The sequence below is a fragment of the Streptomyces sp. NPDC039423 genome (assembly GCF_055598725.1).
The window spans coordinates 1,088,859-1,101,428 of the sequence record NZ_JBVKAH010000001.1 but is presented as its reverse complement, the minus strand read 5'-3'; the positions used below and the strand labels follow the sequence as shown (position 1 = coordinate 1,101,428).

General features: G+C 72.0%; 9 protein-coding genes. All 9 read right to left on the bottom strand.

The features are described from left to right. Complete coding sequence (locus ACZ7LK_RS04895; RefSeq protein ID WP_392276300.1) at nucleotides 1-1,212, bottom strand: phosphoglycerate kinase; 1,212 nt, start codon at nucleotides 1,210-1,212, stop codon at nucleotides 1-3. Nucleotides 1,213-1,332: 120 nt separating this feature from the next. Continuing rightward, complete coding sequence (gene gap / locus ACZ7LK_RS04890; protein ID WP_392276299.1) at nucleotides 1,333-2,337, bottom strand: type I glyceraldehyde-3-phosphate dehydrogenase; 1,005 nt, start codon at nucleotides 2,335-2,337, stop codon at nucleotides 1,333-1,335. 234 nt (nucleotides 2,338-2,571) lie between these two features. Next, nucleotides 2,572-5,535 carry a M14 family metallopeptidase gene (locus ACZ7LK_RS04885; protein ID WP_471138389.1) on the bottom strand — a complete coding sequence of 988 codons (2,964 nt, stop codon included), beginning with the start codon at nucleotides 5,533-5,535 and terminating at the stop codon, nucleotides 2,572-2,574. A gap of 140 nt (nucleotides 5,536-5,675) precedes the next feature. Then, entirely contained in the window at nucleotides 5,676-6,665 is a 990-nt protein-coding gene (gene whiA, locus ACZ7LK_RS04880) for a DNA-binding protein WhiA (protein WP_064073084.1), read from the bottom strand. Beyond that, nucleotides 6,656-7,678 carry a gluconeogenesis factor YvcK family protein gene (locus ACZ7LK_RS04875; protein WP_392276297.1) on the bottom strand — a complete coding sequence of 341 codons (1,023 nt, stop codon included), beginning with the start codon at nucleotides 7,676-7,678 and terminating at the stop codon, nucleotides 6,656-6,658. The genes whiA and ACZ7LK_RS04875 overlap by 10 nt, the downstream gene beginning before the upstream one ends. Then, entirely contained in the window at nucleotides 7,675-8,643 is a 969-nt protein-coding gene (rapZ, locus tag ACZ7LK_RS04870; protein ID WP_392276296.1) for an RNase adapter RapZ, read from the bottom strand. The genes ACZ7LK_RS04875 and rapZ overlap by 4 nt, the downstream gene beginning before the upstream one ends. Next, the gene (gene uvrC, locus ACZ7LK_RS04865; RefSeq protein WP_392276295.1) at nucleotides 8,636-10,633 is read right to left on the bottom strand and encodes an excinuclease ABC subunit UvrC; all 1,998 of its coding nucleotides are present in this window, start codon (nucleotides 10,631-10,633) and stop codon (nucleotides 8,636-8,638) included. Before uvrC ends, rapZ begins: the two co-directional genes overlap by 8 nt. Before the next feature lie 244 nt (nucleotides 10,634-10,877). Next, complete coding sequence (locus ACZ7LK_RS04860) at nucleotides 10,878-11,771, bottom strand: hypothetical protein (protein ID WP_392276294.1); 894 nt, start codon at nucleotides 11,769-11,771, stop codon at nucleotides 10,878-10,880. Nucleotides 11,772-11,776: 5 nt separating this feature from the next. Then, on the bottom strand, nucleotides 11,777-12,385 hold the full coding sequence (locus tag ACZ7LK_RS04855; protein WP_392276293.1) for a papain-like cysteine protease family protein: 609 nt from the start codon (nucleotides 12,383-12,385) through the stop codon (nucleotides 11,777-11,779). Nucleotides 12,386-12,570: the final 185 nt, after the last annotated feature.

Below are 12,570 nucleotides of genomic sequence, written 5' to 3'. Positions count from 1 at the left end.
TCAGTCCTCCAGTGCGGCGAGGCCGGGAAGCGTCTTGCCTTCGAGGTACTCGAGGCTCGCGCCGCCGCCGGTCGAGATGTGGCCGAATGCGTTCTCGTCGAAGCCCAGGGTCCGGACGGCCGCGGCGGAGTCGCCACCGCCGACGACCGTGAAGGCCGGGGAGTCGACGAGCGCCTGGGCGACGGCCTTGGTGCCCTCGGCGTAGTCGGGGTGCTCGAAGACGCCCATGGGGCCGTTCCAGAAGACGGTGGCCGCGTCGGCGAGCTTCGATGCGTACAGCTTGCGGGTCTCGGGACCGATGTCCAGACCCTCCTGGTCGGCCGGGATGGCGCTCGAGGCGACCAGGGTGGGGTGGGCCGGGGCCTTGGTCTTCAGGTCCGGGAACTCGGCCGAGACCAGCACGTCGACGGGGAGCACGAACTCCACGCCCTTCTTCTCGGCCCGGGCCAGGTAGTCCAGGCAGGCCGGGACCTGGTCCTCCTGGAGGAGCGAGATGCCGACCTCGTGGCCCTTGGCCTTGAGGAAGGTGTACGCCATGCCGCCGCCGATGAGGATGCGGTCGGCCTTCTCCAGCAGGTGGTCGATGACGCCGAGCTTGTCGGAGACCTTGGCGCCGCCCAGGACGACGACGTATGGGCGCCGGACGTCGTCGGTGAGCTTCTTCAGGACGCCGACCTCGGTGGCGATCAGGTAGCCGGCGTAGGCGGGCAGCAGGCGCGGCAGGTCGTACACGGAGGCGTGGCCCCGGTGCACGGCGCCGAAGCCGTCACCGACGTACACGTCGGCGAGGGCGGCGAGGCGGGCGGCGAACTCGGCGCGCTCGGCGTCGTCCTTGGACGTCTCGCCCGGGTTGAAGCGGAGGTTCTCCAGGACGGCGACCTCACCGTCGCCCAGGCCGGCGACGGCGGAGTGGGCCTCGGAGCCGATGGTGTCGCCCGCGAAGGCGACCGGGCGGCCGAGCAGTTCACCGAGCCGGGAGGCGGCGAACCGGAGCGTGAAGGCGGGGTCCGGCGCGCCCTTGGGGCGGCCGAGGTGCGAGGCCACGACGACCTTGGCGCCGGCCTCGGTCAGTGCCTTGACGGTCGGCAGGACGGCGCGGATGCGGCCGTCGTCGGTGATGGTGGTGCCGTCCTGCGGCACATTGAGGTCGGCGCGGACGAACACCCGCTTGCCCTCGACCCCTTGGCGAAGAAGCTCGTCGATCGTCTTCATCTGTCCTGTTACTCCGTACTCCTTGGAAGATCGGCGCAAGCGTCAGGGCCCGTACAGCGCGGCGTTGCGCTGCCCGGGCCCTGCGCTCACATCGAAGTGCCTGCCCTGGTACCCAGTGTCTTAGAGCTGGCCGCCGACGAAGACGGTGAGATCCACGAGACGGTTGGAGTAACCCCACTCGTTGTCGTACCAGCCGACGACCTTGACCTGCTTGCCCTGCACCATGGTGAGCTGGGAGTCGAAGGTGCAGGAGGCCGGCCAGTTGACGATGTCCGAGGAGACGATCGGGTCCTCGGTGTACTCGAGGATGCCCTTGAGCTGACCCTCGGCCGCCTTCTGGAAGGCGGTGTTGATCTCGTCCTTGGTGACCTCGCGGTCGAGCTCCAGGACCAGGTCGGTGACCGAGCCGGTGGGGACCGGGACGCGCATGGCGATGCCGTCCAGCTTGCCCTTCAGCTGCGGGAGGACCAGGGCGGTGGCCTTGGCGGCGCCCGTCGAGGTCGGGATGATGTTCTCCGCGGCGGCGCGGGCGCGGCGGAGGTCCTTGTGCGGGAAGTCCAGGATGCGCTGGTCGTTGGTGTAGGCGTGGACCGTCGTCATCATGCCCTTGACGATGCCGAAGTTCTCGTCGAGGACCTTGGCCATCGGCGCCACGCAGTTGGTGGTGCAGGAGGCGTTGGAGATGACGTGGTGGTTGGCCGCGTCGTACTTGTCCTGGTTGACGCCCATCACGATGGTGATGTCCTCGCCGCTGGCCGGAGCCGAGATGAGGACCTTCTTGGCGCCGCCGGCGATGTGCTTCTCGGCGTCGGCCTTCTTGGTGAAGATGCCGGTCGACTCGATGACGATGTCGACGCCCAGCTCGCCCCAGGGGATGTCGGCCGGGTTGCGCTCGGAGAGCACCTTGATGGTGTGGCCGTCGACGGTGATCGTGTCGGCGGTGTGGGTCACCTCGGCCTTGAGGCGGCCCAGGATGGTGTCGTACTTCAGCAGGTGGGCCGTGGTCGCAGTGTCACCCAGGTCGTTGACAGCCACGATCTCGATGTCTGCACCCTGCTCCAGCAGCGCGCGGAAGTAGTTACGACCGATGCGGCCAAAGCCGTTGATGCCTACGCGGATCGTCACGAACCGATCTCCTCGTTAGGTACGCCGGGTTTCGACGCCCGGCGAGTTTCTATTAGGGATGTCCCCGACCGCTTACGACCCTACCTCCCTCCAGGCGGCGGAGTGACATCTAGCGCACCCGGACGCGCCCGGTGGACCGCGGTCCCCGTCCTACTGGACAGTACGGTCCACCGGGGCGTTCACCCGGCTACCGAGCGTCAGCCCGGAGCGCTCTTCGGTGCGGGAACGCGCTCGTCAGCGCGCCAGTGCCGACAGCGCCCGGCCCAGCAGCCGCGCACGCAGCGCCGGGTCGGTGACGTGCTCCAGTCCGAACCCGAGCAGCACGGTGTCGCGCGTGGTGACGGCCGCCCGGGAGCGGAAGAGCGCGGGCGAGCGGGCCCAGTCGGTGGCGTTGCCCGGGCTGCCGGCCGGCGGGCCGGTGGTGGTCCAGGCGCCGAGCGAGGTCTCGAAGCCCTCGGCGTCCCGGGTGGCTCCGTCGACGACCAGCGCGGTGTCGTCGACGAAGACGCCGGTCTCCCCGGTCCCGGAGTCGGAGATGTACGAGACGGACAGCTCCACCCGCTTGCCGGCGTACGCGCTCAGGTCGACGGACACCGGCTGCCAGCCGCCCGAGGTGCCGCTGAAGGCGTGCCAGGCGCCGGTGGTGCCGGCGGCGGTGCAGCCGCCCTCGCCGGCGGTGAGGTAGTGGGAGAGGAAGGGATGCTGGGCGAGGTAGAAGCCCTCGGCGCAGTCGGTCGGGACCTCGCTGGAGGAGCGGCCCCCGGTATCGGGCAGGGTCGTCCAGTCGTCCTGGCCGACGGTGTGCGCCTCGACGACCACGTTGTCGTAGCCGGGCTCGACGTCGTGGCTGAGCCTGAACCGGAGCGCCGGCCGCGCGGCGGCGGCGGTGCCGGTCAGGTCGACGGTCCGGGTGAGCCGCATCCAGGCGTTGTCGGCGTGCCGGGCGGCGGCGAAGGTGTCGCCCTCGTACGGCTCGAAGGGGGTGCGTACGCCGGGGTAGTCGCCCGCGGCGGTGCTGCGGAACTGCGGGAACCGCCGGGGGTCGAGGGTGTCGGAGGTGACGGTGAAGGCGCCGGCGCTGTCGAGCGGGTTGCCCGGGGCGTCGCCGAGGGCGGCCTCCGTGCCGGCGAAGCTGCCCACGCCCCGGAAGGAACCGGGCGAGGCCATGCCGGCGCGGCGGTAGGCGCCGAGGTAGTACTGGGCGAAGTCGTTGGAGTCGGCGCGGCCGATGTCGACGAGTCCGCCGGACTGCTCACCGGCGTTGACCAGCTTGCCGCCCTCGTTGAGGTAGTCGCGCACGGCGAGCATGACGGGCCCGGAGGGCCGTTCGGCGCCGGTGTACCAGACGACCGCGGAGAAGTGGCCGAGCACGCCGAGGTCGTGCGGGGTGCCCTGGGTGGCGACGTCCCAGACGACGGCCTTGTGGCCGGCCGCCTTCAGGGCCGCGGTGTACGCGGCGGTGTGCCGTGCGGCGGTGGTGCCGCCCTCGTCGGCGAGCACCAGGACGTCGGCGCGGGGCCGCTCGGCGATGGTGTAGGTGAACGGGGTGGACGAGACGCGCTTGCCGGCGCGGGTGCGGCCGGTGAACCACACCTCGACGGTGTCGCCGGGTTCGCCGTCCTGGACCTCGGCGCGGTACTCGTCGTAGTAGAGGTTGTCCTCGCCGCCGTAGGTCTCGCCGCCGTCCCAGGCCTCCAGCCGCTGGTCGTGGGTGCGGCCGCCGTTGACGCGGTACTTGAGTTCCTTGTCGCGCAGCGACTTGCGGGCGGTGACGGCGACCTCCTGGTCGGCGCCGTCGTAGGCGTAGGAGGTGGTGAAGGTGTCGGGGACGAGGGCGGGGGCGTCGGTGCCGGCCGGCGAGACCGGGTCGTCGGGGCGGGTGGCGGACTCGGCGACGGCCAGGGCGAACGGGATGTTCTTGGCGAACTCCTGCTGGATCAGTTTCTCGTCGTCGGGGAAGGTGAAGACGGACGCGCAGTCGGCCGGTTCCCAGGCGTCGTCCGGGTCGATCCGGGAAGCGGTGGCACAGGTGGACATCTCCGGGGTGAACATCTGCATCCCGTTGACGTTCGCGGCGTGTCCGTCGGCCTCGCCGTTGGTGGTGTAGAGCTCGGAGGAGACCTGCGGACGGTAGCCGGGGACCGCGGACTTGGCGGGGGTGCCGGCCAGGGCCCTGAGGGGCACGTCGTCGGGGGTGTCGGTGGCGACCTGCCAGCCGACGCCGTAGAGGAGGAGCTGGGCGGCGGAGTGGTAGTTGATGCCGTACCGGAACCCGATCCGCTTCTGGAAGGCGTCGATGGCCTTGGTCTCGGGTTCGGACATGGGGCCGGTGCCGCGGTAGGTCTCGTCGGCGGGGTCGGGTGACGAACCCTCGTCGTCGTAGCCCCACTTGTAGGAGAAGTTGCGGTTGAGGTCGACGCCGTCGCCGGGGGTGATGCTCCCGTCGCCGTTGTTGTCGCGGAGGTTCTTGCGCCACTGGCGGTTGGCGGGGTCGGCATGGGTGTGGTCGTAGCCGTCGGGGTTGGCCGAGAGCACGAACCACAGCTCGGTGGTGTCGACGATCCTGGTGATGCGCGGGTCCTTGCCGTAGCCGGCGAGGTAGTGGTGGAGCAGCCTCCGGTTCATCTCGGGGGTGATCCACTCACGGGCGTGCTGGTTGGAGAGGTACAGGGTGGCGGGCTTGGACCCGTCCTCGTACCTCTTGGCTCCCTTGGTGACCTTGAGGGCGAGGATCTCCTGGCCCCGGACGGTCCTGCCGATGCTGACGACCTTGGTGAGCGCCGGGTTGGCCCGGGCGGTCGTCAGGAGTTCCTCCTTGAGTCCCCCCTTGCCGGAGTACGGCCGGAACACGCCGTCGCCGGCGGCCGCAACGCGCTTCTCGGCGGTCGCGGTGAGGTCGTGCTCGGTGACGCCGACGCCCTTGTCGCGCAGCGTCTCGGCCTGCCGGCCGGTCAGGTACAGCTCGACGGTGGCGGTGCCCTTGTCGGGCACCTGCTCGCTCAGCTCGTGGCCGTCGGCCCCGGCGTCGAGGAGGAGCGGGACCTGCTCCTTGGTCACCCTGGCGTGCCATACGGAGAGGCCGTCGCCCCTGCCGTCGTCCGGGCCGTCCGGTCCCTCGGCCCCGGCGGCGGGTCCCGCCACCAGTCCGGTCACCAGCAGTGAAGCCGCGGCGAGGATCGCTCGCGCCCTACGTCTCATGTGCCCCCCTTGCAGTTGTCTGCCACGGAAGTGGACAGGCGCCAGGCTCATGACACTTCATGATCATGTCAATACCGCCTCGGGGGCCACGGCCGACGGCCGCCGCCGCTCCGGGTGGGGCGGCGGCGCGCACCGGGCCGTCAGCCGACGAGACCGTCGGCCATCTCCTCCGTGAGGTTGGACTCCGTGCCGGGGATGCCCAGGTCCTGGGCCCGCTTGTCGGCCATGGCCAGCAGCCGGCGGATGCGGCCGGCGACCGCGTCCTTGGTCAGCGGCGGGTCGGCCAGGGCGCCGAGCTCCTCCAGGGAGGCCTGCTTGTGCTCCATGCGCAGCCGGCCGGCCGCCGCCAGGTGCTCGGGCACCTCCTCGCCGAGGATCTCCAGGGCGCGCTGCACCCGGGCACCGGCCGCCACCGCGGCACGGGCCGACCGGCGCAGGTTGGCGTCGTCGAAGTTGGCCAGCCGGTTGGCGGTGGCACGGACCTCGCGGCGCATCCGCCGCTCCTCCCAGGCCAGCACCGACTCGTGCGCACCGAGCCGGGTCAGCAGCGCGCCGATCGCGTCACCGTCCCGGACCACCACGCGGTCCACGCCCCGCACCTCACGGGCCTTCGCGGCGATGGACAGCCGCCGCGCGGCACCCACCAGCGCCAGCGCGGCCTCCGGTCCCGGGCAGGTGACCTCCAGGGACGAGGAACGGCCGGGCTCGGTCAGCGAGCCGTGCGCCAGGAAGGCACCGCGCCAGGCGGCCTCCGCGTCACAGGTCGCCCCGGAGACGACCTGCGGCGGCAGGCCCCGGATCGGGCGCCCCCGGCCGTCCACCAGCCCGGTCTGGCGGGCGAGCTGGTCACCGCCCGCCACCACGCGCACCACGAACCGCGAGCCGCGCCGCAGCCCGCCCGGAGCCATCACGATCAGTTCGGAACCGTGCCCGAAGATCTCCGCGATGTCCCGCTTCAGACGGCGCGCCGCCATCGCGGTGTCCAGCTCCGCCTCGATCACGATCCGCCCGCTGACCAGGTGCAGCCCGCCGGCGAACCGCAGGATCGACGAGACCTCCGCCTTTCTGCAGCAGGTCCGGGTGACGGGGAGCCGGGAGATCTCGTCCTTCACCGCTGCCGTCATCGCCATGGGCCGATCCTTCCATGCATCCGAAAAATACGGTCGTACGCGGCGGCCAACAGCTCCGGGTCGTGCTTCGGCGAGCCGTCATTCCTCGCCACCGGGGCCAGCTCGACCGCGGCACCGAGCCGCTTGGCGGCGTCTGCGAGGGACTCGCGGTCGGGCACGGCGGCCTCGTCGGCCAGCACCACGTCCAGGGCGAGTTTAGGGGCGTGTCGTCCCAAAACCTCCAAATGACGCTGCGGAGAGAAGCCCTCGGTTTCTCCGGGCTGGGGAGCGAGGTTCAGCGACAGCACCCGGCGCGCCTTGGTCTCGACGAGCGCCTCCAGCAGCTCCGGCACCAGCAGGTGCGGGATCACCGAGGAGAACCAGGAGCCGGGGCCCAGCACCACCCAGTCCGCGTCGAGCACGGCCTCGACCGCCTCCGGCACGGCGGGCGGGTCGTTCGGCACCAGGTGCACCGACTGCACCTCGCCGGGCGTCAGCGCCACGGTGGCCTGGCCGCGGACGGTGTCCACGTCCTCCGGGCGCTCCGGGTCGTGGCCCTTGACCAGCGCCTGGAGCTCCAGCGGCACGGCCGACATGGGCAGCACCCGGCCGTGCGCGCCGAGCAGCCGGCCGACCAGGTCCAGCGCCTGGACGTGGTCGCCGAGCTGTTCCCACAGGGCGACGATCAGCAGGTTGCCGACGGCGTGCTCGTGCAGGTCGCCCTTGGACTGGAACCGGTGCTGGATGACACGGGACCACGTCTGGCCCCAGTCGTCGTCACCGCACAGGGCCGCCAGGGCCTTGCGCAGGTCACCGGGCGGCAGCACGCCCAGCTCCTCACGGAGCCGGCCGCTGGAACCGCCGTCGTCGGCGACCGTGACCACGGCGGTCAGGTCACCGGTGATACGGCGCAGCGCGGCGAGGGACGCCGACAGGCCCATGCCACCGCCGAGGGCCACGACCTTGGGCTGGGCGCCGCGTCTGCGGAGCGTACGGGCGGTCAGGGGCCTCGTACGCCGGCGGTACTGCTTCACTCGCGCCCCATGTCCCGGTGGACGACGACGGTCTCGACCCCTTCCGAGGCGAGCCGGGCGGCGAGCTTCTCGGACATGGCGACGGAGCGGTGCTTGCCGCCCGTGCAGCCGACGGCGATCGTCACGTACCGCTTGCCCTCGCGGCGGTAGCCGGCGGAGACCAGCTCGAGCAGTTCGGTGTACCGGTCGAGGAACTCCTTGGCGCCCGGCTGGTTGAAGACGTACCCCGACACCTCCTCGTTGAGGCCGGTGAACGGGCGCAGCTCCGGTACCCAGTGCGGGTTGGGCAGGAAGCGGCAGTCCACGACGAGGTCGGCGTCGACGGGCAGGCCGTACTTGTACCCGAACGACATCACCGTGGCCCGCAGCTCCGGCTCCTCGTCGCCGGCGAACTGGGCGTCCATCTTGGCGCGCAGCTCGTGGACGTTGAGGCTGGAGGTGTCGATCACCAGGTCGGCGTCGCCGCGCAGCTCGCGCAGCAGGTCGCGCTCGGCGGCGATGCCGTCGACGATCCGGCCGTCGCCCTGGAGGGGGTGCGGGCGGCGCACCGACTCGAAGCGGCGGACCAGGGCCTCGTCGGACGACTCCAGGAAGACGATCCGGCGGGTGACCTGCTTGGCGTCGAGGACCGCGAGCGACTCGCGGAGGCTCTCGAAGAACTGGCGGCCGCGCACGTCGACGACGACGGCGATGCGCGCCACGTTGCCCTGGGAGCGGGCGCCGAGCTCCACCATGGTGGGGATCAGCGCGGGCGGCAGGTTGTCGACGACGAACCAGCCGAGGTCCTCCAGGCACTTGGCCGCGGTGCTGCGCCCGGCGCCGGACATGCCGGAGATGATCACCAGCTCGGGGATGGCCGCCTCGGCGGCCTCTCCGGCCTCGATCGTCGTGCCCGTACTCACGTGTGCTGCTCCGTCTTCTCGTGCTGTCGGCTCTGGTGCCGCCGTGGGGTCGTGCTCAGACATGTCCCGTTCCCCCGTCGTCCTCATCCATGATCTCTCCTGTGGCCGTGTTCACGGCAGGGGCGGCCGGAGCCGCCTGGGCGAGGGCCACGGCCACGGCTTCGGCGGTCTTCCGGCCGAACCCCGGCACCTCGCAGATCTGCTCGATTGTCGCCTGCCGCAGCCGCTTCACCGAGCCGAAGTGCTTGATCAGTGTCTGCTTGCGGGCGTCCCCGAGGCCCGGGACCGCGTCCAGGGGACTGGTCCGTATCCGCTTGTGGCGTTTGGTGCGCTGGTAACGGATGGCGAAGTCGTGGGCCGTGTCACGGACCCGCTGGAGGAGGTAGAGCCCCTCGCTGGAGCGGGGCAGGACGACGGGGTCGTCGTCGCCCGGCAGCCACACCTCCTCCAGGCGCTTGGCCAGGCCGCACACGGCGATGTCGTCGATGCCGAGCTCGTCCAGGGCCCGCCGGGCCGCGGCGACCTGCGGCTGCCCGCCGTCGACCACGACGAGCTGCGGCGGGTAGGCGAACTTCTTCGGCCGGCCGTCGTCCTCCGGGGCCTGGGCCGGGACCTCGCCGTCGGTCTCCTCCAGGGCCCACTCGCCGGTCCGCTCCTTCTCGGCGAGGTACCGCCGGAAGCGGCGGGTGATCACCTCGTGCATCGAGCGGACGTCGTCCTGGCCCTCGAAGCCCTTGATCTGGAAGCGGCGGTACTCGCTCTTGCGGGGCAGGCCGTCCTCGAAGACGACCATGGAAGCGACGACGTCCTCGCCCTGGAGGTGGGAGATGTCGAAGCACTCGATGCGCAGCGGGGCCGACTCCAGGTCCAGCGCCTCGGCGATCTCCTCCAGGGCGCGCGAGCGGGTGGTCAGGTCGCTGGCACGCTTGGTCTTGTGCAGCACGAGGGCCTGCTGGGCATTGCGCCCGACGGTCTCCATCAGCGCCTTCTTGTCACCACGCTGCGGGATGCGCAGGGACACCTGCGAGCCGCGGCGGCCGCTGAGCCACTGCGTCACGGCGTCCAGGTCCTCGGGGAGGGCCGGGACGAGGACCTCCTTGGGTACCGCGTCGCCGCTCTCCTCGCCGTAGAGCTGCTGGAGCGCGTGCTCGACCAGGCCGGCGGTGTCGACGGCTTCGACCTTGTCGGTGACCCAGCCGCGCTGGCCGCGCACCCGGCCGCCGCGGACGTGGAAGATCTGCACGGCCGCTTCCAGCTCGTCCTCGGCGACGGCGATCAGGTCGGCGTCGGTGGCGTCGGCGAGGACGACCGCGCTCTTCTCCATGGCCCGCCGGAGCGCCTCTATGTCGTCGCGCAGCCGGGCCGCCTTCTCGTACTCCATGTCCTCGGCCGCCACCGTCATGTCCTTCTCCAGGCGGCGGATGTAGGTGCCGGTACGGCCGGCCATGAAGTCGCAGAACTCCTCGGCCAGTTCCCGGTGTTCCTCGGGGTCGACCCGGCCGACGCACGGCGCCGAGCACTTGCCGATGTAGCCGAGGAGGCAGGGGCGGCCGGTGCGCTCGGCGTTCTTGAACACACCGGCCGAGCACGTCCGCACGGGGAAGACGCGCAGCAGCAGGTCGACGGTGTCGCGGATGGCCCAGGCGTGGCTGTACGGGCCGAAGTACCGGACGCCCTTCTTCTTCTGGCCGCGCATGACCTGGACGCGCGGGAAGTCCTCGTTGAGGGTGACGGCCAGGTACGGGTAGCTCTTGTCGTCGCGGTACTTGACGTTGAACCGCGGGTCGAACTCCTTGATCCAGGAGTACTCGAGCTGGAGCGCCTCGACCTCGGTGGAGACGACGGTCCACTCGACGGAGGCGGCCGTGGTGACCATGGTGCGCGTGCGCGGGTGGAGGCCGGCCAGGTCCTGGAAGTAGCTGGCGAGCCGCTGGCGCAGGGACTTCGCCTTCCCGACGTAGATCACCCGGCGGTGTTCGTCACGGAATTTGTAGACCCCCGGCGAGTCGGGGATCTGTCCCGGCTTGGGGCGGTAGCTGGAGGGGTCTGCCATGCCTCACACCCTACTGGCGTCCGCTGACACCACGGGCGTCCGAGAGGTGTCGCCGCCATGGCCGCGGGGCGCCGCCGGGTGGGACCGGAGGCGCCCCGCGCCGGGGTGGGGGGTGGGTCGCGGAAGCGGAGGGGAGACGGTGGGAGGAGGGGGTGGTGGGTCCGGTACGGGGTGGGGTCGTCGGGGTACGGGGTTCCGGGGCGGTGCCGGGCCGGTGGGGGCCGGGCCCGTACCGCCCCGGGAATCAGCGGCGGCGGCGCCGGAAGGCCCCGCCGAGGACCCCGGCCAGGACGAGGACCAGGGCGGCGGCCCCGGCGACGGGGGCCACGGCGGCCCCGTCGGTCCCGGTTCCGGTTCCGGTCGGGCGGGAGGCGGCGGCCGGCGCCGCGGCGCCCGGCACCGCGGCGGCCCGGGCGCCGGCCGTACCGGGGCCGTCCGCACGCGGGCCGTCCGCCCCGGGACCGGTGGCCGTGGTGTCCGGTGCCACGGCTTCGGGTCCGGCGGGTCCGGCGGGCCCTCCGTACCCGCCGGCACCGCCCCGGCGCGCGTACGCCGAGCCGGGGAGCTTGTCGCGGTACGCCGCCGCGACGCGGTCCCGGTAGGCGGCGAGCGTGGTCCCGCCGGCTCCCACCGCGCGTACCGCGTCCTCGTCCAGGGGGAGCACCCTGCCGCCGGCGTGGACGTACCAGGCGTCGATCTGCGGCTCCCGGAACACCGTTCCGCCCGGGGCCCGGCGGGCGCCCTCCGCCGCGTACCGGGTCTCGTCGTCGCCGGTCGCGATGTTCACCACCTGCCAGCCCCCGGCGCCCCGGCGGGCGGTCCACACGGACGCCCGCCGCCCGTCGGAGGAGACCGCGGCGGCGGCGTGGAACTCGACGCGCGCGACCGGCGCCCCCGCCTTGCCCGCGACGAAGTCCGGTGAGAGGAACCGCACCGGGACGGTACGGCCCTCGACTCGGGGCCGGGCGGCGGACCGGGTCACGGCTCCGTCGCGGGCGAAGAAGCGGGAGAGCGTGTCGAGGGTGGCGGGGGCGGTGACCGCCGCCCCCGGGGTGTCGGCGGCGCCGGCCGCCGGGACGCCGAGGAGCAGCAGCGCCGGCGTCAGGGCGGTCACCGCCACGAGACGACGTGGGGTCATCGGTCTCACGCCCCTATCCGGTAGAGCGAGTGGGTCCAGGAGAAGCCGCTGTTGTCGACGTACCAGGCGTGCGACGCCCAGTTGTACCGGTCGCTGGAGGGCCAGGGATCGCCCCAGTGGACCCAGCCGTTGGCGTCGTCGTAGCCGTACACCACGTGCATGTGTCCTCCGCCGCCGGCCCACTGGATGCGGGTCTCGACGGGGCGACCGGCGTTGATCTCGGTCTGGACGGTGGAGTAGCGCAGCCAGCCGTCGACGTACGAGCCGGGCTTGATGCCGGCCCAGCGCAGCCCGGTCCGGACGTTGCCGAGGGTGGCCTGCCAGTTGGGGCAGTCGTAGCCCTGCTGCCGGTCGAAGGCGGCGTTGCAGAACTGGTTCTGGGTGTAGGAGCGGCCGAACCAGGTGGCGATGGTGTTGCCGCCCGCGGCCCAGCACCAGTTGGTCTTGGCCTGTGCCTGCATGGTGATGTCCAGGCGCTTGGCGGCGAGCGCCGTGGCGGAACGGTCCTCGGCGGTGGCGGCGGTCACCGGGAGGACGAGGACGGTGGTGGCGGCGAGGAGCACCGCGAGGACGAACTGCCGGGCTCTGCCCGGGGGGTTGACGGGTGTGCGCATCGCGTTCCTCCGGCTGGGGATGTGGGGAGGGAGGATCGCGTCCGGACGCTGCTGGGAGCATCGAGCGTTGTCGGGCGCAGGTCAACACGCTTCAATGCGTGGTGACACCGCGCTGTGAACGCCACTGGTTGACGAGTGAACGGATCCCCTCCCCCACCAGCCCCGCCCGTCGCCACCGGCCCGGA